22 protein-coding genes are annotated in these 24442 nt (G+C 41.6%); 7 read left to right on the plus strand and 15 right to left on the minus strand.

Annotation, left to right across the window (positions count from 1 at the left end):
* The first annotated feature begins 131 nt into the window (after positions 1-131).
* Positions 132-1868: a phospho-sugar mutase gene (locus M0Q51_15165; GenBank protein MCK9401316.1), complete on the plus strand. Its 1737-nt coding sequence runs from the start codon at positions 132-134 to the stop codon at positions 1866-1868.
* A 12-nt stretch (positions 1869-1880) separates the two neighbouring features.
* Here the strand turns inward: M0Q51_15165 and M0Q51_15170 are convergent, their stop codons facing one another.
* The 6 genes from M0Q51_15170 to M0Q51_15195 form a co-directional block, all read right to left on the minus strand.
* Positions 1881-2420, minus strand: coding sequence for a nuclear transport factor 2 family protein (locus M0Q51_15170; GenBank protein MCK9401317.1), 540 nt, complete (start codon positions 2418-2420; stop codon positions 1881-1883).
* 310 nt (positions 2421-2730) lie between these two features.
* On the minus strand, positions 2731-2937 hold the full coding sequence (locus M0Q51_15175) for a hypothetical protein (GenBank protein ID MCK9401318.1): 207 nt from the start codon (positions 2935-2937) through the stop codon (positions 2731-2733).
* A 354-nt stretch (positions 2938-3291) separates the two neighbouring features.
* Complete coding sequence (locus M0Q51_15180) at positions 3292-3768, minus strand: hypothetical protein (protein MCK9401319.1); 477 nt, start codon at positions 3766-3768, stop codon at positions 3292-3294.
* A complete protein-coding gene (locus M0Q51_15185) occupies positions 3753-4877 on the minus strand; it encodes a DUF4221 domain-containing protein (GenBank protein ID MCK9401320.1) in 1125 nt (374 codons plus the stop codon). The genes M0Q51_15180 and M0Q51_15185 overlap by 16 nt, the downstream gene beginning before the upstream one ends.
* A gap of 69 nt (positions 4878-4946) precedes the next feature.
* The gene (locus M0Q51_15190; protein MCK9401321.1) at positions 4947-5474 is read right to left on the minus strand and encodes a hypothetical protein; all 528 of its coding nucleotides are present in this window, start codon (positions 5472-5474) and stop codon (positions 4947-4949) included.
* 521 nt (positions 5475-5995) lie between these two features.
* Positions 5996-7087 (minus strand): IS4 family transposase, encoded by a 1092-nt coding sequence (locus M0Q51_15195; GenBank protein ID MCK9401322.1) that lies wholly within the window; start codon positions 7085-7087, stop codon positions 5996-5998.
* A gap of 214 nt (positions 7088-7301) precedes the next feature.
* Between M0Q51_15195 and M0Q51_15200 the strand changes: the two genes are divergently transcribed.
* Positions 7302-8069, plus strand: coding sequence for an undecaprenyl-diphosphate phosphatase (locus M0Q51_15200; GenBank protein MCK9401323.1), 768 nt, complete (start codon positions 7302-7304; stop codon positions 8067-8069).
* Positions 8070-8125: 56 nt separating this feature from the next.
* On the opposite strand, the gene M0Q51_15205 is transcribed toward M0Q51_15200, so the two are convergent.
* Positions 8126-8578, minus strand: a complete 453-nt coding sequence (locus M0Q51_15205) for a hypothetical protein (GenBank protein ID MCK9401324.1) — start codon at positions 8576-8578, stop codon at positions 8126-8128.
* A gap of 116 nt (positions 8579-8694) precedes the next feature.
* Here M0Q51_15205 and M0Q51_15210 point away from each other — a divergent pair, with 116 nt between their 5' ends.
* Both M0Q51_15210 and feoB read left to right on the plus strand, forming a co-directional pair.
* On the plus strand, positions 8695-9249 hold the full coding sequence (locus M0Q51_15210) for a DUF5063 domain-containing protein (protein MCK9401325.1): 555 nt from the start codon (positions 8695-8697) through the stop codon (positions 9247-9249).
* A gap of 233 nt (positions 9250-9482) precedes the next feature.
* Positions 9483-11924 (plus strand): ferrous iron transport protein B, encoded by a 2442-nt coding sequence (gene feoB, locus M0Q51_15215; protein MCK9401326.1) that lies wholly within the window; start codon positions 9483-9485, stop codon positions 11922-11924.
* Here feoB and M0Q51_15220 read toward each other — a convergent pair.
* The 5 genes from M0Q51_15220 to M0Q51_15240 all read right to left on the minus strand — a co-directional run bounded on the left by M0Q51_15220 (position 11921) and on the right by M0Q51_15240 (position 15863).
* A complete protein-coding gene (locus M0Q51_15220) occupies positions 11921-12946 on the minus strand; it encodes a tetratricopeptide repeat protein (protein MCK9401327.1) in 1026 nt (341 codons plus the stop codon). The two genes, feoB and M0Q51_15220, sit on opposite strands and share 4 nt — an antisense overlap.
* A gap of 35 nt (positions 12947-12981) precedes the next feature.
* Entirely contained in the window at positions 12982-13998 is a 1017-nt protein-coding gene (recA, locus tag M0Q51_15225) for a recombinase RecA (protein MCK9401328.1), read from the minus strand.
* A gap of 224 nt (positions 13999-14222) precedes the next feature.
* Positions 14223-14876, minus strand: coding sequence for an endonuclease III (gene nth, locus M0Q51_15230; protein MCK9401329.1), 654 nt, complete (start codon positions 14874-14876; stop codon positions 14223-14225).
* Between the two features lie 112 nt (positions 14877-14988).
* Positions 14989-15186: a hypothetical protein gene (locus tag M0Q51_15235; protein MCK9401330.1), complete on the minus strand. Its 198-nt coding sequence runs from the start codon at positions 15184-15186 to the stop codon at positions 14989-14991.
* Positions 15187-15275: 89 nt separating this feature from the next.
* Positions 15276-15863 (minus strand): sigma-70 family RNA polymerase sigma factor, encoded by a 588-nt coding sequence (locus M0Q51_15240; protein ID MCK9401331.1) that lies wholly within the window; start codon positions 15861-15863, stop codon positions 15276-15278.
* A gap of 211 nt (positions 15864-16074) precedes the next feature.
* Between M0Q51_15240 and uvrA the strand changes: the two genes are divergently transcribed.
* Positions 16075-18900, plus strand: a complete 2826-nt coding sequence (gene uvrA, locus M0Q51_15245) for an excinuclease ABC subunit UvrA (protein ID MCK9401332.1) — start codon at positions 16075-16077, stop codon at positions 18898-18900.
* Positions 18901-18902: 2 nt separating this feature from the next.
* Here uvrA and rlmB read toward each other — a convergent pair whose 3' ends face one another.
* Together rlmB and M0Q51_15255 are read right to left on the minus strand one after the other, a co-directional pair.
* Complete coding sequence (gene rlmB / locus M0Q51_15250; GenBank protein ID MCK9401333.1) at positions 18903-19640, minus strand: 23S rRNA (guanosine(2251)-2'-O)-methyltransferase RlmB; 738 nt, start codon at positions 19638-19640, stop codon at positions 18903-18905.
* Between the two features lie 229 nt (positions 19641-19869).
* Positions 19870-23409, minus strand: a complete 3540-nt coding sequence (locus M0Q51_15255) for a gliding motility-associated C-terminal domain-containing protein (protein ID MCK9401334.1) — start codon at positions 23407-23409, stop codon at positions 19870-19872.
* A 152-nt stretch (positions 23410-23561) separates the two neighbouring features.
* On the opposite strand from M0Q51_15255, the gene M0Q51_15260 reads away from it, so the two are divergent.
* Both M0Q51_15260 and M0Q51_15265 read left to right on the plus strand, forming a co-directional pair.
* Positions 23562-23963, plus strand: coding sequence for a HEPN domain-containing protein (locus tag M0Q51_15260; GenBank protein MCK9401335.1), 402 nt, complete (start codon positions 23562-23564; stop codon positions 23961-23963).
* Positions 23964-23977: 14 nt separating this feature from the next.
* Complete coding sequence (locus M0Q51_15265) at positions 23978-24235, plus strand: nucleotidyltransferase domain-containing protein (protein ID MCK9401336.1); 258 nt, start codon at positions 23978-23980, stop codon at positions 24233-24235.
* 1 nt (position 24236) lies between these two features.
* Here M0Q51_15265 and M0Q51_15270 read toward each other — a convergent pair.
* Positions 24237-24442, minus strand: a 206-nt coding sequence (locus M0Q51_15270; GenBank protein MCK9401337.1) for a gliding motility-associated C-terminal domain-containing protein, incomplete at its 5' end; no start/stop codon positions are given.

Genomic DNA, 24442 nt, shown 5'->3' on the forward strand with positions numbered 1-24442 from the left:
ATACAAACTAAATTAAGTTATTGACAATCAATTGTTTATAACTATTAAAGACAAACATGTTTAAAATATTGTAAATTCGTCTCCCCGACTTTTCGGAGGGGACTCAACTTTGAACTTTGAACTTTGAACTAATGAATATGCTTGATCCTAAAATACTTAGCAGAGCCCAGGATTGGCTTACAGGAGATTTTGATGAAGAAACTAACAGACAGGTCAATGATCTTATAATAAATAATCCCCAGGAAATCGTTGATGCTTTTTACCAGGATCTGGAATTTGGAACCGGCGGGTTGCGCGGCATCATGGGGGTCGGGACAAACCGGATGAATAAGTATACTGTCGGTATGGCCACCCAGGGACTTGCGAATTACCTGAAAAAGATATTCCCCGGTCAGAAGCAGATTAAGGTGGCTATTGCTTATGACTGCAGGAACAACAGTCCTTATTTTGCGCAGATCACAGCAGATGTTTTCTCTGCCAACGGTATTTTCGTTTACCTTTTTAAAGCCCTGAGACCCACGCCGGAGTTGTCGTTTGCGATCCGCCACCTGGGCTGCCAGAGCGGGATAGTCATCACCGCCTCCCATAATCCAAAGGAATATAACGGTTATAAGGCTTATTGGGAAGATGGAAGCCAGCTGATCCCCCCGCATGATAAAAATGTTATCGCCGAAGTGCAAAAGATCAAATCACCCAATGAGGTGAAATTTGATGGAAACAAAGATTTAATTGAGATGATCGGCGAAGACTTTGACCGGGTTTACCTTGACCGGGTACTTCAATTGAGCTTGTCGCAGGAAGAAATCAAAAAGCATTCAGGCCTGAAGATCGTTTACACATCCATCCATGGGACAGGCGGGCAACTTGTCCCGGCCTGCCTCGAGAAATTCGGTTTCAGGAATGTTTATGTAGTTGCTGAGCAAAACCTCCCCGACGGGAATTTCCCTACAGTCAAATCACCTAATCCGGAAGAACCCGCAGCTTTGGAGTTGGCGATCAATCAAGCCGAAAAGATTGGCGCCGACCTCGTCATGGCCACTGATCCCGATGCAGATCGAATCGGGATTGCAGTCCGTGATCTTAACAAAAACTTTATCCTGCTAAACGGCAACCAGACGGCAGCTTTGCTGACCTATTATCTCCTGACAAAATGGGATGAAAAAAAGAAACTGACAGGCAAAGAGTATATTGTAAAAACAATTGTTACTTCGGAGATACTCAAAGATATAGCTGACCGGTTCAAAGTAGAATGCTATGATGTGCTTACCGGTTTCAAGTGGATTGCAGAAATCATCCGGCGTAATGAAGGAAAGAAGATATTCATCGGCGGTGGAGAAGAGAGCTATGGCTACATGACAGGTGACTTTGTCCGCGACAAGGATGCTATAAGCTCCTGTGCGCTGGTTGCAGAAACAGCCGCCTGGGCTGCTTCTAAAGGGAAAACCCTCTACGAGTTGTTGCTCGATATTTATGTCGAATTTGGCCTTTACAAGGAAAAACTGATCTCAGTCGTGAGAAAAGGCCAATCCGGCAGTAAGGAAATCAAAAAGATGATGGACGATTTCCGCAGCACCCCTCCTTCCCGGATCAACGGATCCAGTATGGTGATGATCAAAGACTACCAGTTGTCGGTATCCAAAGATATGCTTGCCGGAACCACTATACCAATCAGCTTACCCAAATCTAACGTCCTGCAGTTCTTCCTTGAAGATGGGAGCAAGATCAGTGTCCGGCCAAGCGGTACAGAGCCAAAGATCAAGTTCTACTTCAGCGTCCGGGAAAGGTTACTGACGAGATCTGATTTTGAAAAAGCGGATGAGAATCTGGAAGTCAGGGTGAAAGCGATCATTGAGGATATGAATTTGTGATTCAATCCCGTATTAATTCGCCATTGCTGCATTAATAGGCACCCTGTCAAGATATTGTATAACCCTGTCTATTTTATCATTCGCATCAAAGTGCATATCCGTATGTATCCACTGGACCATTCTTTTGCCTGTTGTGTATGTGGCATCTACCTGGTACCAGCATAATAACCAGACTCCGGGTTGCTCAACACTTTGTGGCTGATTAACTTTTATCGGCAGAAATATTGCATTACTGAAAGAGATGGTATCAATGGATTCAGTTCTTCTCATTTTCCAGAAAGCAGTAATCGCAGGCTTACCAGCAAGGCTGTCACCGTTATTCCATTGATAGACTGCATTATCAGCATAACTGGTCATCCATCCATCAATATCACCAAGTGTTAATGCGTCAAGACCCTTTTTGCCTATTTCAACATATTTTGGGTCTGCAAACTCTGCGGGTTGTGGTTTTATCTCTGCAAGAGCGGCTTCGGTTTTTCTCTCTGCAGATTTTTCATTTGTGCAAGCAACAAATAAAGAGCAGCTTAAAGCCAGTAATAATAATTTTTTCATAATGGAAATTTTTAGAGGATTAAAAAAGACGTGAGTAAATTAATGAATTAAAATAGTTTACAAGTTAAGATTGGCGATGTAAAGATAAAACGCAAAATATTAATTTGCAGAAATTTATGAAATATTTAACAATTTTTCATATTTCCTTTTTTGAACAATTTTTTACTAAAAATAATGAAAATCCTTCAATAACTGGCTGATCAACCCAATAATAATATTTTGTGAACTGATAAAAATAAAACCCTGCCTATTACAGCAGGGCTTAAAAATTTAGAAGAATTTAAATTTTAATTGATTGGAATTTAACCACTTACTTTATCACATTTAATTTCAATGCTTTCTCTAATTTGCCATTGATATTTAATTTGATGGTATATAGGCCTGAACTATAGGAAGAAGTCCTTCTAATAAGTTGATTTTGCTGACCTTCAATAAGTCCTTCTTCGATAATCCTTCCTAATGGATCACTAATTGAATATGATGCCTGGTTTGGAATTATTTCAAAATAATATTCCATAATGAAATAATCATTACATGGATTCGGATATACGCTGAAAATCTTTTCTTGATCCAAACCAGTAATATAATCCGGATTTTCTGCAGTATACCTTCTTAAAACAGGACCAGATGCCGGTAAAATATAAACTTCAGGATAGCTGGCAGAATCAATGTGTTGCAGGATATTTTGAGCTTACACAAATACGAGTTGTAAATTTATCTCAGGCTTAAGTCAATAAACTGTAAACATTTTTCAAGGACGAGACAAACTTAACTTCGCCAAATCGCCAAATTGCTAAACCGGCAAACCGTTAAATCGCCCAATCGGTAAATTATTCTCACATCAGGCCGGAGGGTTACGTTCAAAGCAATTTTATTGTACTGTTTTGGTTGCTGAGTTGTACTTGTTTATCCAATGAATTATATCCGGCGACAAGGTATAATTTCCAACAACAATATTATCTTTGACAACAATACAAGTTGGATACCCATACCCAAAATAATAATCAACCATTTTAGCCATGAAATCATATTTTACATTATCCGCGTTTAATGTTGGAAACAATAGTCCTTTATCAGCTGGATTGCAGATAATCAATGTAAAATCTTCAGCATCTGTTAACTTATCGATGAAAATGGAATATGTTAATTGCTCACATCCTGCACATCCGGTACAAGGAATAATGATAAACATCTTTTCCTCGATATAATCCTTGTCATTAAAAGTTTCTCCCAAGTATTGAAGGAAGGAATTCTGTTTGTCCACACCATCTTCACTATCGTAATGGTTTGCACAGCTAATACTGCATAATAACATTAATATCAAAGGAAATTTTATTTGTTTAAGCATGACTGAAACTTAAAGATTTGATATTCATTAGAGTTATTCTTGCTTATTGATTTCAACATAAGTCCTTGATTTGTAATAACAATTCGTTTCCAGAATTTTTCTTCAGGCATCAAAACTTCTTTTACCTTTTTCAGGTTTTCATCCAAAATAATGATAGACCATTTTCTTTTGTTTTTATCATTGATCTTTCCATGATCGTTAAATTTCTCCAATTTGTGTAATACTACCCTGTAATATATGTTGTGATATTCATCATATACTAAATCACTGTATTGTGCATTATAAGTATATGCATCAATAATGGCCGATAATTCGGTATACTTATCCTTTTCAATCGGTTCAATCTCATTAATATAATGGCTTTTACAATTAACGGTTTTTAATAATTCACCACTTTTATCATAGACATATATATTATGGCTTACCGGAAAAGAAAATACCAACTCATTTTTCTTATTGATTACTCTTGAATAATCCTGTTGGTGATTACCATAGAATATACCTTGCCTATATTCTAAAGGTAAGTCCCCAATTTGATTGGCAAAACCATTTGATAAATCCAATAACATCTCAATAGGTATATGTGATTCAATAACAGTTCCAGGTTTAAAGCGATAGGATGCTTGAAAATACAATTTATTCTTTATTAATACCATAGGGTGTGTATGCCTCGAGTCAATGTAAAAATAACCGTTTGTTTCTGTGTTGGCCAATTCATTGATATTCCACCTTTGGTATATTTCTCCATTTTTATTCATAAGCAGTATGTACATTACACTACTGTTTAATATGGAACAGATAAAGATTGAATCCGGATTATGATAGAGATGATCCCTATAAACCAGACCATCCAATTTATTTAAACTAATATCAAATTCTACCTTTTCTGATTTTAGATTAAATACAATTATCTTGTTATCCTTTTTAAAGGTCAGAAGCGTATCTGTTTCGTTTTGATCAAAGTGATATGAATAAAAATTTAGGTTTGCCAATACCTCGTAATTTAACTCCAATGAATTGATCAATATGAAGTTATTTTCAAAGTCAATGCATTTATTATTACATCCATAGATAAGAATCAGCAATGTAAAAGCCAGCGTTCTTTTCATTTTTTTATCTAACAAAAATAAATGCCATATTATCAGACAGTTAATAACATGGCATTTATCTATTATTAACTACAACTCACCATAATTTGGCGGGTCACCAGTTTCAACAACATAGATTTGATAAATATAAAGCTCTTGTTGACTTATTGAGTTGAAAACAGGATGCTTTTTAACTGATGTTATTCCATTTTGTAAGTCAGTTAATATAGCTTGTCTAGCAGGATCTTTAAGTTCAGGCATTAATATACCAACTTCTTCGCTGTATTCGCTGAAAAATTCCTCTGTATTTCCAACATTTATATATTCGTCTAAAATACTTGCTGCTCTATTATAATCATCAATATTGGTAATGCCATAGATTATAACATCCATTAAACAGTCCCATCCCATATAATAGCATCTCGCATTTGGACAAGGATAGGGTGAGGAAGGATCTGGGGCTCCACATTCAAAAAATCTAATTGGAGGTAATGGTTGTTGTTTTAGAGAAATAACTTGGGAAGTTTGATTATCATCTGTATTTATGACTTCCTTTTCACAAGAAATCACAATAATTAAGATGAGTATCAAAGATAATATAGATACTATTTTTTTCATTATATTTTATATTTAAATTAGTTTATTATATCCTCTATTGTAATGATTTTGCGACTTTCTATTATTGTATCTTTTATAAAAAGATGAATTTTAGCACATAATATATTACATAAATTCAGGTTTAAAAATCACTATTTATAATGAATGATGAAATAATTAAGAGTCACCCCAAGATAACCTGATTTATTTGGAGTGACACAAACTGTCGAACTTGTTCTTCCCTAATTTGAATAAATATTTATTTGAACGAAATGCAAAATAATTATACATCCGTACAGAAATTTTATTTATCTCGAAAACTCTAATATCTGTTATAAGGTTTGCAGTTATTGAAAATTTGCAGGATTGATTTATGAAGCTATTTGATAAACTATCAAATGGAAACATGAATAATTGGAAAATTACTATATACACTTTTCCGAGGAACAATAGTATAGTTTTCATTTTTCAATATAATAAAGACATTGGCTAAGTCTTCACAAAGATATTTTAAAATAATATGTATTACAAATATTTTTTATCTAAGTACATGACAAAAATTTACAACACTCTTTAAATTTATCTATATTGTTAGAAAACAGCACATTTGCTAAGAATATTAAGCCGTACTTGAATAAACTTTTAGCTTTTCTACCATGCTTTTTGATTTTTATGGGACAAATAGAGTCTAAGAATATCCCGGCTTTATAAGCCCAAACAAAAGCAATCAGCACCAAGGAAAAGAGCTTATTAATTCGTTCAATATCGGTCAAATGCGTGTCCTCAATATTAAAACCGCTTGTTTTCAGCGCTCTAAATGCAGATTCAATCTGCCATCGTTCTTTGTATAATGACTCAGCTTCATCAGGTTTGTTAAAGGAAATGATGGTTTGAAGGTCCGGAACCCCTTTTCTGTTTTTGACTTTCGAAGCCGATAAATAGCAAAGCTGACCATTGACATATACGATTCCACGACGGAATTCAAATTGATTGACTTGAAGATGGTCAAATAGCCATGAAACCTTAACACGATGCCCGTTTTTTGGAATGACAACCCAGAAATTCTCACGAATCCTAATGTGGTATCGGATCCGTTTGTGATTTAGGTAAGCTAACCAATGATCCCCTACAAACTCTCTGTCAGCCAGCAGACAATCAATGGTGTCAACCCCGAACAGTTCAATGTAGCGTTGGATGAGTTCGATCCGTTCCCCTGTAGAGGAGTTACCAAACTTTGGCATCATCTTAAACAGAACAGGAAATGCCACACCTTGGTAAACAATGGCAAGAACCAGGACGTTAATGTTTGTTGTTCCAAACTTCCAATTGGTCCTATCCAATGCCAGCCGAAACGGTGGCTTATGGGGCAACAAGGCGAACACAAAGCGAGCTATAAGGCTGGTATCCAGCAGATAATCGGACATAAAGCGTTGGACTCTTCGTAAAGAAGAATCAACCCTCACATCAGTATCGAAACTGGCAGCCAGTTTTTCAAAGCAAACAGTTTGAACCTTGCATAAAGCGCAGATAAATAAGCCAAAGAACTTTATTCGGGCTAAATTCATTTTATCCCCGAAAACTTGCGATAAGGTTTTGAATAAAATGCTATTTTTACTCTCAACCCTGGTGTTCATGTATCTTGGAGTCATACTTGCTGGTATTTCATCTAAGATACTGAATATCAGGATATTATATCATCTTGTTCGCATTAGTTATCACCAAGTTATTAACATACATTATTGATAATCAGGCTATTATTAATTTTTGTCATGTACTAAGCACCAAAATACTAAATATAAGTTACCCAAACTATCTAATGTGCTATTTGATATTATTTAATGGAATGAAATGAATATTATTCAATCAATTATTATTGCCTTTATAGAAGGATTGACAGAATTCCTTCCGGTATCTTCTACAGGACACATGATTTTAGCTTCAAGCCTCATGAAAATACATGATGATGCATTTGTTAAAACCTTTGAAATTTCCATACAGCTTGGAGCAATAATGGCTATAGTAATGCTATATGCTAATCGATTTTGGCAAGGAATTTCTATTTACTTAAAGCTCGGTATAGCTTTTATTCCAACTGCGATTATTGGTTTTTTAGCTTATAACTTCATCAAAGCCTATTTGTTCAATCCGACAATTGTTGCTGTTTCGCTGATAATTGGTGGAATAGTTCTTATTTTGATTGATAAAAAAGTAGTCGCCCAAAAAAGTAAGACTGATGTGCTTGAAAACATTACCTATAAAAATGCTTTCTTCATAGGTCTTATTCAATGTTTTTCCATGATACCCGGCGTGTCAAGAGCGGCTGCAACGATCATTGGCGGTGTTTTTAACGGACTTGACAAGAAACAGGCCACTGAATTTTCCTTTTTACTTGCTGTTCCGACTATGTTTGCCGCAACAGGATACGATTTGTTAAAAACTCCTGTTGTATTTACAAATCATGAAATACTATTATTAACCATCGGATTTATAGTTGCCTTATTTACAGCCTGGATAGCGGTTAAGGTTTTTATAAAAATTGTTGAGAATTACGGTTTCAAGTATTTTGGCTATTACAGGATTATCATTGGGATAATCTTTCTGATCATATTAGCATAGCAGCGCCTGATTAGTTCAAAGTTCAAAGGGCAAAGTTCAAAGTTGCATGTTTCAGCTTAGAATACCTCAAGTATTTTTTCCTTCTTCCCCCTGAATTCATAAGTATCGCCGGCCCTTTTGCCGTCTATGGCGGTATAAAAAGGCACCATCGCTGAAATGACAAAATATTCTTCGCCTTCAACATTTACCTTGCCAATGCCGGTAGCAATAAACAAGTGCTGGGATTCGGTAATCACAACAGCGCCAAAGCGGATCTGATTGTATGTGCGCTTCATATCCACCCTTCGCAGGATATCAATCTGTTCGTTGATCTTCAGTACCTGTTGGGCAAACATATCCCTTTTGCTCATCATCTGGTTACGGTACGAATCGTATAAATCCTTAGGAAGGCCATATTCCTCCGCACTATCAGCCACTTCCTCCATCACCACTTTCAGGTTCTGCGTCACCTTGGTCTGCTGTTCAAAACATGCATCCAGGATCTTTTGTTTCAATTTCAAACGATCCATATCAATTAATTCTTAATTTTAAAAAACAAAAATCTTAACGTGCTGCTTCACGAAAAGATTATCGGGAAAAATTATATGTTTAAAATCTTTTACGAAGATACAACAAATTATTCAAAATGATACCTGAATCAAAACCATTTCTTGAACCGGAAAATTCAATCAATGTCTTGGAATTTCTTCGCGTTGCCCATGAATATTGCCTTTTTACGGAAAAGGTTGCAGAAAAAAATAAAGCGGAGATCTGTGATTTCTTCCTGAAAATTGGTCCCCTGCTATATTTAAAGGGAAAACTACTGCCTGAAATTAACCCGGAATACCCTGAAACCAGCGAGCGTTTTGTGACTGAAGAAGAATGGCAGGATATTTTTAATGTCCACCGGGCTGCTTTTAAAGAAGATGATGAATACTACCACGTTAATTACGAGGAATTTAATGAATATGAGGCAGTTAAAGCCAGTCTTTCTGAAAATTTCACCGATATTTTCCAGGACCTGAAAGATTTCATCCTGCTTTACCAGAAAAACTCTCAGGCTGCCAGGCAGAATGCAGTACACGATTGCAAAGCGCTTTTCGAATCCCGCTGGGGACATAAGATACTCTCCAACATGCGATATATCCATTTTCTGCAGAATAAGAGCCTCCTTGTTAATGGCGAGACTGATTTGTTCTGAATGAAGTTGGCAGTTGGACAGTTGGACAGTTGGCAATATTATTCTTTTTTGTAGCACTTCGGGGCTTGAAATTAGTTTGTCTATTCACGGCCGTCAACTGCCACTTGTCCAACTGTCCAACTGTCCAACTGCCAACTTCTTTCTTCTATTTAGACAACATTTAGAATAGTAATCCACAAAACCCACGCTGATTTTAAATACATTTGCCTTCTTATCTGGATTTAATCTAAATAATGAGAAGCCTAAGGGAGCTTAATAATGGCGATAAAGGGATCATCACCAGGATCAGGGGACGGGGGGAATTCCGTAAACGGATCATCGAGATGGGGTTCGTCAAGGGCAAATGGGTGACTGTTATCAAGGCCGCTCCGTTGCAGGACCCGGTGGAATATCGTATCCTCGATTCGAACGTTTCACTCAGGCTCGAAGAAGCAGGTTTCATCGATGTCATAACGGCGGAAGAAGCCAGCCACCTGATTGACAACCGGCATTTCGACGGCGTCACAGAAACAGAACAGCTTAAGTCACCTGCGCGGGGAAAAAACCGCATGATCGAGGTTGCGCTGGTCGGAAATCCAAACTCGGGCAAAACCAGCCTGTTCAATTACGCCTCGCATTCACGCGAACATGTCGGCAATTACGCGGGCGTTACGGTTGATTCCAAGACCGCTAAAGTCAAGATTAAAGGTTATGCCATCCGGGTTACTGATTTACCAGGTACTTATTCCCTTTCCTATTACAGCCCGGAAGAGCTTTTCGTCAGGCAGCATCTTTCAAAGTCGGCACCAGACGTTGTTATTAATGTTGTGGATGCATCAAACCTGGAGCGAAACCTTTACCTGACCACCCAACTGATCGATATGGGAGTCAGGGTTGTGGTGGCGCTTAATATGTACGACGAAATGAAGCTTAAAGGCGATGCCTTTGATTATAAAACCCTGGGCCAGATGACCGGTATTCCTATCATCCCCACCATTGCATCCAAAGGGAAAGGAGTACGGAATTTATTTGAAAAGATCATAGAAATATATGAAGATTTAGAGCCTGATGCCAGGCAGGTCCATATCAATTATGGTTTTGAACTGGAACAATCCATCGAAAGGGTCATAAATAAAATCCAAGCTATGGGTCAACCGGCCGGTTCGATTTCGTACCGCTATCTTGCCATCAAACTGTTGGAGAAAGACAAGCAGACTCACATTTTTTTTGATGGGCTGAAGAATTACGATGAAATCAAAGAAACAGCAGAAAAAGAAATTTCCAGGCTTGAAAATTTTTACAGAGAAGACACGGAAAGCCTTATCGCGGGCGCAAGGTACGGATTCATAGAAGGCGCTCTTAAGGAAACTTATAAGCCTGCTGATTCTTCAAAAAAAACCAATACTCAACGGATCGACCAGTATTTTACCGGGAAATACCTTGGCTACCCTATCTTCATAATCATGATGTGGCTGATGTTCCAGGCCACGTTCGTTTTCGGAGACTACCCGGTTATGCTGATTGAAAAACTGGTTGAATTGACAGGCAACTTATTTAATAAAATAATCCCGGAAGGCATCGTTAACGACATGATGATCGATGGCATTATTGGCGGTGTTGGAGGCGTGATCGTATTCCTGCCCAATATTCTCATCCTCTTCCTCTTCATATCCTTAATGGAAGATACCGGTTACATGGCCCGGGTTGCCTTCATCGTCGATAAGCTCATGCATAAGATAGGTCTGCACGGCAAATCGTTTATACCGCTGCTTATGGGATTCGGGTGCAATGTCCCTGCAATCATGGCAACACGTACCATAGAAAACAAGAACGACCGACTGGTGACCATGCTGATTATCCCGTTCATGTCTTGCAGTGCAAGATACCCTGTTTATGTCTTGCTTATCAGCGCTTTTTTTGTCAGTTATAAGGGCACTGTCCTTTTCCTCCTTTACCTGATTGGTATCGCATTGGCTGCATTAGTGGCATTTCTGCTGAAGAAATCTTTGTTTAAAGCCAGGGAAATCCCTTTTGTGATGGAACTACCTCCTTATCGAATGCCCACCTTGAAGGCCATTCTCAGGCATACCTGGTTCAAAGGCGCCCAATACCTGAGAAAGATGGGCACCATTATACTTTTAGCTTCCATTATCATTTGGGCGCTTGGCTATTTCCCGAGGAATAATGTCAGGAACGATTATTACCAGGGCATGATCAGCCTGGCTGAAAATGATGACCAGGTCAAAATAATAAAAGCTGCCATGAGAGAGGAACAACAGGAACAGTCGTTTATCGGAAGGATCGGCAGGCTAATCGAACCAATTATCCGGCCTTTGGGTTTTGACTGGCGCATGGGCGTGAGCCTGGTTGCAGGTTCCGCAGCAAAAGAGGTAGTCGTAAGCACCATGGGCGTTCTTTACCAGACCGGTGATGACGAAGGGATTACGGGACTGATCGGCAAGTTGCAGACACAGGTTCATTCTTCAGGTCCCCTCATGGGCAAGCCCGTGTATACACCCCTTGTAGCCTTCGCTTTCATGATCTTTATCCTGATCTATTTCCCTTGTATCGCTGTAATTGCAGCAATAAGAAAAGAATCCGGCAGATGGAAATGGCCGGCTTTCCTGGCTGTTTACACGACAGCCCTTGCATGGATAGCAGCGTTTGCGGTTTATCAGATCGGCAGCCTTATTTAGTTTTGCAGACTGTCCAGACGATTCAGTCCAAGTATCGAACGATCATAGTTCGGGATAAGTTCGAGGGCTTTTTGATAATCTTTCCTCGCATTTACATAATCACCCAGCAATTCATAATTGTAACCCCTGTTGAAGTAAGCATCGGTGTATTTGGGATCCAGGGAAATCGCCCGCGTAAAACATTTGACTGCTTCTTCAAAATCATTGAGATAGACCAGGTTAATGTACCCAAGGTTATAATGTGCCTCCTTGAAATCCGGAGAAACTGTCAGCAGTTTTTCATAGGTCTCAATGGCCTTGGGAATATTCTCCTGTTCCTGGTAAGCCAGACCAAGCAGATAATAAGCTTCTCCCCTGCCAGGTTCAATACGGGTAGCAGCTTGCAAATAACCGGCAGCAAGTGAATTTTTCTGGGCTGAGTAGAGCGCACCTAACTCTAAGTATGCTTCATAGTAGTTTTGGTCCTGATCGGCTGCAGCCTGGAAGTTCTGGATAGCCAGGGACGAATCGCCCAGTTCCATGTATGCATAACCGCGGATAAAGTGCGCTTTGGGATTGATCTGGTCAAGGTCAAGTGCCCTCCTGGTATATTCAAAAGTATTAGCATAATCTTTAAGTATAAGATAAACTTCAGCCAGTTTCAATAATGCATTCTTATTTACCGGATCAAGTTCTTCCGCTTTCTTTAAAGCTTCCAGGCAGCCAGGTATGCGTCCCATTGACAGGTAGATTTCCGAAAGAGTCACGAAATAGTCCGACTTTTTCTCATCCAGTTGTATAGCCTTATTGATATCTGCCAGTGCTCTATTTATATCTTTCTGTTCAAGATAATAACGTGAACGAAAGTAATAATGCTCCGGGTTAAGAGAATCAGAATGAATTTTCTCATTCAGGGCCCCTAATTCCAATGGAAGGGTAGTAGAATTTTGTACAGTGGCCATTTTCTTTTCATTAACTGGCCGACATGAAGACAGTAAAAGGCTGAAAATAAGTAAAATCCAAACAAGGATTAAGTTCTTCATCCTCCGGTTTTTAAAAAGATGTTATAATAAAATAATCAGACCGGAAAAAGTTTTTCCCGGATTTTTGCTTCCAGTTCATCAGCTAATTCAGGGTTATCCACAAGGAGTTTTTTAACACCATCTCTTCCCTGGCCCAGTTTCGTTTCTCCATAGCTGAACCAGGACCCGCTTTTCTTAATAATGCCTAAATCGGCACCCAGATCAATGATTTCTCCGACACGCGAGATGCCCTGGCCATACATGATATCGAACTCCGCTTTTTTAAAAGGCGGGGCGACTTTATTCTTGACAACTTTTACCTTCACGCGGTTACCAGTACTTTCCTCGCCTTCCTTGATCTGGTTAATTTTTCGTATGTCGAGGCGCACAGAAGCATAGAATTTCAGGGCATGTCCACCGGTTGTCGTTTCCGGATTGCCGAACATCACTCCTATTTTTTCCCTTAACTGGTTGATAAAAATGCAGCAGGAGCCTGTCTTACCGATATTGGCAGTAAGTTTCCGAAGCGCCTGCGACATCAGCCTGGCTTGCAAACCCATTTTAGAGTCGCCCATTTCACCTTCGATCTCACTTTTGGGTGTGAGGGCTGCCACCGAGTCGATCACAATGATATCAATGGCACCCGACCTGATCAGGTTATCCACGATCTCAAGAGCCTGTTCCCCGTTATCCGGCTGGGATATCAGCAGGTTGTCGATGTCGATGCCCAGCTTTTGTGCGTAAAAACGGTCGAAAGCATGCTCCGCATCGATAAATGCTGCTATTCCGCCCAACTTCTGTGCCTCGGCAATAGCATGGAGTGCGAGTGTGGTTTTACCGCTGGATTCCGGGCCATATATCTCAGTAACCCTTCCCCTGGGAAGCCCGCCAACTCCTAATGCTGCGTCCAGCCCAATGGATCCTGTCGGAATAAAAGGGATATTTTCTGCCGGGGTATCCCCGAGTTTCATAATGGTCCCCTTACCATACTGCTTCTCGATATTGCCCAGGGTCATCTCCAGGGCTTTCATCTTCTCTTGCCTGATCTGGTCAATATTATTCTCTCCACCCATAATAAAAGATTTAAAAGTTATTATTTAATCAACCTCTGCCAGAATTTGGTCAGAATGGTTCTTTGTTTGCACTTTATCAAAGATCTTAAATATATCACCAACTTTCAGTTTCATATTTTTAAATATTAAAGCTTAGGGGTACACAAAAATATTCATTTTAAGCATCGCGGGCATCCTATTATCCTTATAAATTATCATTGATTACCAACATACATGGAAGCGTTTCAGATAATTTTTTTCTTTTCCTGCATCTCATAATACTTGCAAAACTGACTGATTCCGCAGACCTCGCACTTTGGCCGCCTGGCCTGGCAGACATATCTCCCGTGCAGGATCAGCCAATGGTGTGCCAAAGAAATCTTATCCTCCGGTATGTATCGTACTAACTGTAATTCCGTCTGTAGCGGGTTCTTAGCCCGGTATGTGAGGCCAATTCTTGCCGCAACCCTGAATACATGGGTATCTACTGCAAGTTTCGGCTGGTTAAATGCCACTGATGCCATCACGTGAGCAGTTTTTCTTCCTACACCCGGTAATTTCTGAAGATGCTCCACATCCGATGGCACCGTTCCGTTATAGTCTTCTACGATCATCCTGGCCATCCCGGCAAGATGCCTGGTTTTATTATTCGGATAGGAACAACTTTTTATCAACTCAAAAACCTCCTCTTCTTTGGCGACTGCCAGCATATCCACGGATGGAAAGCGCTTAAAGAACACCGGAGTAATGATGTTGACCCGTTTATCCGTGCATTGAGCCGATAATATAACTGAAACCAGCAATTCATAAGGGGAAGAATATACCAGTTCAGTTTCCGCGACTGGTTGATTCAATGTAAAATACTCCAGGATTTTTTTATATCGCTCAGCTTTCTTCAAAGTTTTCTATAGGTTAATCGGGATTTTGCAAAAATATACCCGTTCTGTTGAAAAAAAAATGAGGTTGCCTCAAAATCTCTTTTAAGACAACCCCGCATGTAATTAATTTCCTTTAATTAGCCAGTTGATAGATTGTACCGGCTATCCTGGTCTTCAGTATGTTCAACGCGCTGGAATACCTGATCAGGTTCTGAAGGGTTAAGTAACTGGGGCCTTTGTCCCCTTGCTTTTTCCCTGGCGCTCTTTTTTCTATTTGGTTGATTTCCTGAAGATAATGTTGTAAGTCATAAAGAGTAATGGTTTTTTCCATAGGCTACGCGAATATTTTACAGTTCGTATGCGTAACTAACGGTAAAAAACCAGTTAATATTTTAACACCTGATAAATATTTTGAATAAATCAGGCCGAAAGGGTCAGGTTTTTCTCTTTGATGATTTTCCTCAGGTTGATAAGCGCATAGCGCATCCTGCCAAGGGCTGTGTTGATGCTGACTTCTGTAGCATCAGCAATCTCTTTAAAACTCATATTCGAATAATGGCGCATGATCAGGACCTCTTTTTGTTCATCGGGAAGCAGTTCGATCAGTGCCCGCACATCTTCATGGATCTGGTCGGTGATAATCTGTTCTTCGACCGAAGGGTCCGTGATCCTGACCATGTCGAAAATGTCATATTCATCATTGGAGTTGCTGATGACGGGGATTCTTTTTGCACGGCGAAAATAATCAATGATAAGGTTGTGTGCTATCCGCATCACCCATTGGATGAATTTTCCTTCTTCTTTGTAAGAACCGGAACGAATGGTATTGATCACTTTGATAAAAGTATCCTGAAAAATGTCGTCAGCAAGTTGATCGTCTTTCACGACCATCATAATGTAAGAATAAACTTTGCGTTTGTGACGATAGATTAGTTTTTCCAGGCTCTTCTCATTACCGTTTAAATATTTACCAATTAGCTCTTTATCGCTAATTATGGCAGCTTTCATTGTGCCTCCTTTTTTAAGGTGAATAATGATAAAAAAGGGTAAATATTTATTCGATAATGTTCCTCCTCTTCTTTAGATATGAGACAAAAGTAAGAATTTTCTTTCGGTTTTCGTTGACGAAAGAAATGCAAATATAGGAATTAAAAAGAAAAATGCAAGTGAATATTCATAATTTTGCACTTTTCCTAAAAATCAGTTATATATTTTTTGCATGCCGGGCATTGATTTCAGCCAATTTGACACTAAAAAATTTATTCTTGTAAAAGGAGCTTCGGTCAACAACCTGAAGAACATTGATGTGGCTATTCCCCGTAACCGCCTGGTAGTGATTACGGGATTATCCGGATCGGGCAAGTCGTCCCTGGCATTTGACACCCTTTACGCCGATGGGCAGCGGCGTTACGTTGAGAGCCTGAGTGCTTATGCCCGTCAATTCATGGGCAGGATGAGCAAGCCAAAAGTAGAGTATATCAAAGGGATTTCTCCGGCAATCGCGATCGAACAAAAAGTGAACACCCGCAACCCTCGGTCCACTGTCGCCACATCCACCGAGATTTACGATTACATCAAGCTGCTTTATGCAAGAACAGGCAAGACATATTCGCCTGAATCAAACCAGCTCGTTAAACGGCATACGGTCACTGATGTCACTGACTTTATCCTCTCCCAATCAGAAGGCGCCCGCATCACGATTTCATGCCCACTGATCAGGAAGGCAGGCAGGAATCTGACCACAGAGCTTTCTTTATTGCTGCAGCAAGGCTTTAGCCGGTTGATCTCAGGGAAAGATTTTTTCAGGATCGATGATGCGATAGAATCAGGTCAGGTCCCGGATGATAAAAGCCTTAAGATCCTGATCGACCGTTTTGTGATTAACGCGCAGGATGAGGATCTGCCCGGCCGCATATCCGATTCTGTTCAAACCGCATTTTACGAAGGGAATGGAAGCTGTCATCTTGAGATCGATACTGAGGGAAAGATTACCACAAAAAAATTCTCGAACCGTTTTGAACTCGACGGGATTACATTCGAAGAACCTTCTGTCAACCTCTTCAGTTTCAATAATCCTTATGGTGCCTGCAAGAGATGTGAGGGTTTCGGGAGCATTATCGGCATTGATGAAGACCTTGTGGTACCGGATAAGGCGTTGTCGATCTTTGAGGAAGCCATTGCCTGCTGGAAAGGTGAAAAGATGGGGGAATGGAAAGAAGCGCTGGTGATGAACGCATATAAATTCGGTTTCCCGGTCCATAAGCCCTATTATGAGCTGACGGACGAACAACGGCGGTTGCTTTGGACCGGCAACAGTTATTTCAAAGGATTGAATGACTTTTTCCATTATGTGGAAGATCAAACTTATAAGATTCAATACCGGGTCATGCTGTCGCGGTACCGTGGAAAGACTATCTGTCCGGAATGCCATGGCACACGTCTCCGGAAAGACGCAAATTATGTCAAAGTGGGAGGAAAACCTGTAAGTGAAATACTGCTCATGCCGGTTACGGAAGCACTCGCCTTTTTTACCCATATCAGCCTGGATGAACATGAACAAAAGATCGCCCAGCGTTTATTAATAGAAATCGTTACAAGGCTGCAATTCCTTGAAGATGTCGGGCTGGGGTACCTGTCACTTAACCGGCAATCCTCCACCCTATCCGGGGGTGAATCGCAGCGGATCAACCTTGCGACATCGCTCGGCAGCAACCTGGTAGGCTCGATGTATATCCTGGATGAGCCAAGTATCGGGTTACACCCGCGTGACACGCATCGCCTGATCAATGTCCTGATGAACCTGCGTAACCTGGGCAATTCCGTGATCGTTGTCGAACATGATGAAGAGATCATCCGATCGTCGGATTATATTATTGATATAGGCCCGCTGGCAGGAAATCAGGGCGGTGAAGTGGTATTTGCAGGGACTTTTGAGGAAATGCTTGAGCAGAGAAACAGCCTGACCGCAAAATATATTTCAAAAGAGCTGAATATCCCTGTGCCTGCGAGGAGAAGGAGATGGAAAGAGTATATCGAAATCATCGGTGCAAGGGAAAATAACCTGAAAGGTATCGATGTAAAGTTTCCGCTCAATATACTCACGGTCATTACCGGTGTAAGCGGGTCAGGCAAATCATCTCTGGTCAGAAACATCCTTTATCCGGCTTTACGAAAGATCCATGGGGGAAATAATGAAAAGACAGGCAGGTTCGGCAGATTATCGGGTGATTATGACAGGATCTCCCTGACAGAATTTGTCGATCAGAACCCTATCGGGAGGTCTTCCCGTTCCAATCCAGCCACCTATCTTAAGGCTTTTGACGATATCCGCAATTTATTCGCTGATTTACAGCTATCGAAGGTAAGGGGCTACAAACCGGGCTACTTTTCCTTCAATATTCCTGGAGGACGTTGCGAAGAATGTGAAGGCGAAGGCATTGTGAAAATAGAGATGCAGTTCATGGCCGATTTGAGCCTTACCTGCGAATCGTGCGGTGGCAAAAGGTTCAAGGAAGAAGTCCTGGATGCTAAGTTCCAGGATAAAAGCATCGTCGACATCCTTGAAATGACCGTTGACCAGTCTATCGAATTTTTCTCACAGGCAACAACCCACCTTTCAACATGCCGGAGAATAGTCGAAAAGCTCAAGCCATTGAACGATGTTGGCCTTGGTTACCTTGAACTTGGCCAGTCGTCGAGCACTCTGAGCGGCGGAGAAGCACAACGCATCAAATTAGCTTACTTCCTGACCAAAGGCGGATCGCAGTCCCCTACCCTGTTTATTTTCGATGAGCCGACAACCGGCCTGCATTTTCATGATATCAGGAAACTGATGGATGCTTTTGATGCGCTTATTGAAAAAGGACACACCATCATTGTGATCGAGCACAACCAGGAAGTAATCAAATGTGCCGACTGGCTGATCGATTTAGGCCCGGAAGGCGGGGAATCCGGCGGTTATGTAGTTTTTGAAGGGGTTCCTGAAGACTTGGTGAAAGTGGAGAATTCCTACACCGGGAAATACCTGAAAGAAAAACTCTCCTGATTTTATAAAAGCCTTTGCCTGACTACTTCAAAAAGCAATACTCCGGCAGCAACAGAAACATTGAGAGAAGATATTTCACCCTGCATCGGGATCTTTACTATCTGGTCGCAGCTTCTTAACAATTCCGGGGAGATACCTGTTTCTTCCGATCCCATGATGATGGCAAGGGGTTTGGAATAATCTTCATTGAAGCAGGTATTTTCGGCCCGTTCACTGGCAGCTATCAGCATGATACCGCTTTCTTTCAAAAATCTTGCTGCAGCCTTAAGAGATTTTTCCCGGCATACCGGTATCCTGAGCAAGGCGCCGGCAGAAGTCCTCACCGCTTCTTCATTGATCTGGGCACTTCCCTGCATGGGGATAATAATGGCATGGACCCCTGCACACTCAGCCGAACGGCAGATGGCGCCAAAATTCCGCACATCCGTTATCCCGTCGAGGATCAGGAACAACGGATTTTTGCCTTCTTCAAAAACCATCTGTACAAGGTTTTCCAGCGTCTGGTAGCTGATTTCAGACACCAGGGCTATCACACCCTGGTGATTCTTCCGGGTGATCCGGTCGAGCTTTTCCTGGGGTACAAACTGAAACGGGATATCGTGTGTTCTCACTAGTTGGAGCAATTCAGCGGAAAAAGTACCTTGCAGCCCTTTTTTAAATAAGATCCTGTCGATCTCCTTGCCACTTTTAATTGCTTCCGTAACGGGATGAAGGCCATAAATAAAATTTTCTTTTTCCATCGTTAAATCTCCGTTAGTCCCAATAATTAATTACAAAGATCAATAAAATCTTCAGTTTTGCGGGTTAATTTTTGTCGGTTTGAGATTGGGCGAATGATCGGGTGAAAGAACGATCAGGCGATCGGACGATATTCGAAATTTTGCTGGCAGATTCCCGCCTTTGGGGTAATGACGGGGTTGAGAATTTCTAGAAAGATTGCAGGGTATTATAATCCCGTAGGGACTTCATTTATCTAATCAGTGCCACAGTTCCCACTCTCTCTTGGTTTCCTTGTACTCCATCAATCGAGAAAATGATTTTGTACGCATAGACTCCACCCGGGCAAGGATTTCCATTCTTTTTCCCGTCCCAGCCGATGGAGATGTCATCCGAATTAAAAATCAACCCGCCCCAGCGGTCGTAGATCTGCATGTTGAATTTAGTGATATAATCGCCGGTGGCGAAAGCTTTGAAGGTATCGTTCAGTCCGTCTCCATCGGGTGTGAAAGCGTTGGGGAAGTAGATATGATAAGATGGGATTTCCTCGGTTTTGAGAAGGATATATATTGAATCTACACCCGTGCAGCCTGCCGGGGATTCGAGTTGCACTTTGTACATGCCTTCTGTTTCGATGATGATGCTTTCGGCGGTGTCGCCGGTATTCCATAAATAAGAAGCCAGTCCTGCTCCGGCTTCCAGGAGGTAGCCTGCTTGCACTGTTAAAGTATCTGTGCCGTGAAAAGCTGCAACCGGATTTTCGCTTACGACCAGGTTGATGGACTTTTGGTCGGTGCAGCCGACTTGATCAGTTGCCTGCAGGATATAATCGCCGGCCTGAGATTGATTAACATTGAAGAAGAAAGGATCGGAGGTAGTGATCGTTCCGTCGGGATAAGTCCACTGGAAAGTGAAGGGCGGTTGGTTGCCCGAAGCAATGCTCATGAAGCTAACCGCTTGGCCTTCACAGACCGTTTTCGATGCTGATAATATAACGGATGGAGGATCATAGATAGTTACTTCCCCTGTATGAAACTCGGCCGGGATGACTGAGCCTTGGATGTTCGTGAAATAGCTTTCCGTGGTTCCGGTGTACCAGGCCAGTTCGCCCTGCCCGGGATTCTTAGTCGTGAAAACCAGCTCTGCGACGGTTTCAGGCTGGGTGAATGTTACTGGTGATTGTGAATTCCAGGCCAGGTTGATCACACCTGCCGCCTGGTCAACCCAGCCAGTAAGACTGTCAACGAGTTGCAGATGGACATTGGTAAAGCCTTCGCATTGCAGGTTATCCGCGTTATAGCTTAATTTCAGATGAAAAGTTGCCACGGAATTGAAGTTATCGACATTTACAGGTACCATGGCAGTGTTACCCAGGCAATGCCCTCCTGGCCCGGTGATGGCGTGAAGGTAGGTGAGGATGATGTTCTGGATTTCGATAGTGAAGGTCGTATCGCAATCGTTTTCGTCTTTGACAACACAAATGTAGCTTCCGGCTTGAAGATTATTAAATGTCCCGTTGTTGGTTTGCCATGTGCTGCCGTTGTTGATAGAATAAAAGATTTGCGGAGTACTTCCGGTAGCTGTAATATCGATGGAACCGTTCTGCAGGAAGTCGGTTTCATCCGAGACAATGGCCTGCTGCACCTGCGGGCCGGGAATGTCCTGCAGGATGACCGGATTATCGATATAAAATCCATCGCAGCCATATTGATCTTTAACCCGTACCACGTAACTCGCAGCAGTTAGTGCTGTAAAAAGGCTGTCAGTTTGGTAGCTGTTCCCATTGTCGATGGAATATTCCAGGATTGAGCCGGGAGGCGAAAAGGCTATGATGATCAACTGCCCGTCTGGCCGAAAGCAATGCGGAGAGATGGTTTGAACCTGTGTCACCTGCAGGTTACCGGCATCGGTGATGGTGTAAGCAGAGGAGGAAGTCTCGCAGCCGTTGCCATCGGTGACCGTAAGGACATACTGCCCTGCCGGCAGGTTAAAGACATCAATACCTGTTCCGTAATCGTTGCCGGATAGGTCCTCCCAGAGATACTGCAGAGGATCGGCTCCCTGGATGGCCAGTCCGGTGACAGAGCCGGTGGCTCCTCCGCAGGAAGTAGGCGTTACAACCAGAGAAGATTCATCAATCAGTATAGGTGGGTAAAAGCCGACATGGATCGTATCGCTGCCAGTGCATCCGGTCTCGAAGAATGAAGCTCTGACCCAGTAGGTACCACTATCCGTAACAGTAATTTCTGGACTGCCGAACTGGCTGGTGCTCCACGAATAGAGATCGGCAATACAATTTGCATTCAGTGTAATCGATGTTCCCTCGCAAATAACAATATCTGGTCCTAAATCTGGTTTAGGGGTAGGATAAATCTCGATCTCCCGGGAAGTATGTTCGAACCTTCCGGTAGGATACCAGATATCGACTTCCACCTCATGGATGCCGGCGTTTTGAAAGGTATAAGTAGGTGAAAGCTCATTAGAATAATTTCCCGGTGCAAATTCATCAAAAAACCATTCTACGCTGTCGGGTGTAGGGACAAAATGCGGGATGAAATGAACGGCAGAGCCCTGGCAGTAGTCATCGGCTTCCCATTCAAACCGGTAGAGGTAGTCGAGGAGGAAGTTGGGCAAATCCCAGCTATGATGTCTTCCTCCCAGATAAACACTTAAGGTATCAAAATCACAGGCTGCGCCAAATTCCCAGGGTTTGTTGATCACACTGAGATATTTATCCCATGGATCTCCGCATGTATCAGCCAGACAGGAAGCATATATCCTTCCATCATTAGAAAGCTGAAGGCTCCGACCCGTATTTTCCCTTACCATGATTCCTGAATCATGAAATGCGGCTGAATCCCCGGCGAACTTCAAATCATATTGATACAACGCCCCTCCTGACCATGTGTCACCATTACCGTAAGAAATATAGAGGTATTTCGAATCCGGTGAAAATTCGCAATCTGTCATGTCATCATAATCACCAAAGTTATTTGGCAAAGCAATGTAATATATAAAATCGATCTTACCTGTTTCTGCGTTAAAGGAACACACCTCAAAATCATTTAATGGTCCAAGAACATGTGTCCAATAACAGGCAACCATATACTTTTTATCCGGAGAAACTTTAACAGGTCCACCTCCTTCATTAAATTCCCTGTAAATCCCCGGGGAACTATAAACCGGCACCAGGTTTACCCCGGCTGCATCTACCCCGAAACATGCATACCTGTCATCAGTGAACAGTCGGGTAATGACCCAATAACCGTCTCCTTCTGCATTTTTGAGCACAAGCAGTTGTTCAGCGGCATTGTTAGCTGCTTCCAGTTTTACATTTTTCACCGCGGTCACACCGCCTAATCCATCGTCAAGAGTCATATCCACCAAGGAATAGTACAAGCCATCAGGAAAGTCATGGGCGGATACAGTAAAGATATAATATTGCGTCTTTGAATTTGGTTTAGGAAATGCAATTGCCGCTTGAGCAGGACCTCCGTCATCTTCCGGAAATAAACCATCGCCATTTAGCATTACCTTATTATCACGATTCCAAATTGTTTTCCCATCGCAATAAAATAAAATATTTCCGAGCGTGTCACTCATTATAGCTCCATCATGAAGTGGATGTGCTTTCGTAGGATTTACAAAAATCGGGACAGGATCACCAGTAGTGAAGTTCAGGCCTGCCCAATCCCCAAATATCCAGTTATCGGCTTCCCGTTGGGCGAAGAGAGAGGCGGATGAAAGGAAGGAAAGGAGAATCAGGGATAATATGGTTTTACGAAGTTTCATACAGCCCTTTGAGCTAATTTGGTTTGAAATCGTGGTATAAAAGTAGGATATATTGAGGAGAAAAGCAATGGATTGGTTGATTGGGCTATTTTTGTATGGAATAATGGTGATCAGGTGTTTTTTTTCTTAATTTTGTATAATTCGCTTTTTTAATGGTAAAGAAAGACAAAATACAATACTGGATCGACCTTTCTGACTATGATCTTGAAACTGCCAATGCCATGTTAAAAAGTACACGGTATTTGTATGTCGGATTTATGTGTCATCAAACCATAGAAAAGGCATTAAAAGGGTATTTTGCTTCATTATATAATGATATTCCTCCCTTCACACATAATCTTGCCTTTCTGATCGTAAAAACAGGGCTGGACAATGAACTCACTGAAGATCAGAAAGCCTTAGTTGACGAGTTAGAACCACTGAATATTGAAGCAAGATATCCTGAATATAAAGAACGCCTGCTGAAACAATTGACAAAGGATAAATGCCTTGAATTGATCAATAAAACCACCGCACTACAACAATGGATCAAGAGGAAGTTATCGGAAAGGTAAAACGATTTGCCAAATTGGTTAAAGAGCAATTCGAAATCTCTAGAGTTGTTCTGTTTGGTTCCTATGCCAATGGGACTGCTCATGCATATAGCGACATTGATGTGGCCCTGGTTGTGAAAAAGATGGACAAAGGATTCTTCGAGGTTGAGCCTGTCCTCTGGAAGTTGCGCCGTCAGATTGATCCGCTTATTGAGCCTGTTCTGATTGAAGAAGAAAATGATCCGGCGGGATTTTTAGAAGAAATTACCAGGACCGGTATTGAAATCATCTGATTTACCTCACCAGCATCACCGTACCCACTTCCACATTTGCACCTTCGACTCCCGGGACTCCATCTAATCTGAAGGCAATACGGTAAACATAAACCCCGCCAGGGCAAAGCTTTCCGTCCTTTTTGCCATCCCAGCCATTCAGGATGTCAGTTGATTCAAAGATTTCTCCTCCCCATCTGTCAAAAATCAGCAATTTGAAATCCGAAA

It is taken from the genome of Bacteroidales bacterium (genome assembly GCA_023229505.1).
Taxonomy (GTDB): domain Bacteria; phylum Bacteroidota; class Bacteroidia; order Bacteroidales; family JAGOPY01; genus JAGOPY01.

Coding starts and splice junctions, on each gene's coding strand:
- M0Q51_15165 (MCK9401316.1), top strand. CDS start 132: ATGAATATGCTTGATCCTAAAATACTTAGCAGAGCCCAGGATTGGCTT.
- M0Q51_15170 (MCK9401317.1), bottom strand. CDS start 2,420: ATGAAAAAATTATTATTACTGGCTTTAAGCTGCTCTTTATTTGTTGCT.
- M0Q51_15175 (MCK9401318.1), bottom strand. CDS start 2,937: ATGGAATATTATTTTGAAATAATTCCAAACCAGGCATCATATTCAATT.
- M0Q51_15180 (MCK9401319.1), bottom strand. CDS start 3,768: ATGCTTAAACAAATAAAATTTCCTTTGATATTAATGTTATTATGCAGT.
- M0Q51_15185 (MCK9401320.1), bottom strand. CDS start 4,877: ATGAAAAGAACGCTGGCTTTTACATTGCTGATTCTTATCTATGGATGT.
- M0Q51_15190 (MCK9401321.1), bottom strand. CDS start 5,474: ATGAAAAAAATAGTATCTATATTATCTTTGATACTCATCTTAATTATT.
- M0Q51_15195 (MCK9401322.1), bottom strand. CDS start 7,087: ATGAACACCAGGGTTGAGAGTAAAAATAGCATTTTATTCAAAACCTTA.
- M0Q51_15200 (MCK9401323.1), top strand. CDS start 7,302: ATGAATATTATTCAATCAATTATTATTGCCTTTATAGAAGGATTGACA.
- M0Q51_15205 (MCK9401324.1), bottom strand. CDS start 8,578: ATGGATCGTTTGAAATTGAAACAAAAGATCCTGGATGCATGTTTTGAA.
- M0Q51_15210 (MCK9401325.1), top strand. CDS start 8,695: ATGATACCTGAATCAAAACCATTTCTTGAACCGGAAAATTCAATCAAT.
- feoB (MCK9401326.1), top strand. CDS start 9,483: ATGAGAAGCCTAAGGGAGCTTAATAATGGCGATAAAGGGATCATCACC.
- M0Q51_15220 (MCK9401327.1), bottom strand. CDS start 12,946: ATGAAGAACTTAATCCTTGTTTGGATTTTACTTATTTTCAGCCTTTTA.
- recA (MCK9401328.1), bottom strand. CDS start 13,998: ATGGGTGGAGAGAATAATATTGACCAGATCAGGCAAGAGAAGATGAAA.
- M0Q51_15235 (MCK9401330.1), bottom strand. CDS start 15,186: ATGGAAAAAACCATTACTCTTTATGACTTACAACATTATCTTCAGGAA.
- M0Q51_15240 (MCK9401331.1), bottom strand. CDS start 15,863: ATGAAAGCTGCCATAATTAGCGATAAAGAGCTAATTGGTAAATATTTA.
- uvrA (MCK9401332.1), top strand. CDS start 16,075: ATGCCGGGCATTGATTTCAGCCAATTTGACACTAAAAAATTTATTCTT.
- rlmB (MCK9401333.1), bottom strand. CDS start 19,640: ATGGAAAAAGAAAATTTTATTTATGGCCTTCATCCCGTTACGGAAGCA.
- M0Q51_15255 (MCK9401334.1), bottom strand. CDS start 23,409: ATGAAACTTCGTAAAACCATATTATCCCTGATTCTCCTTTCCTTCCTT.
- M0Q51_15260 (MCK9401335.1), top strand. CDS start 23,562: ATGGTAAAGAAAGACAAAATACAATACTGGATCGACCTTTCTGACTAT.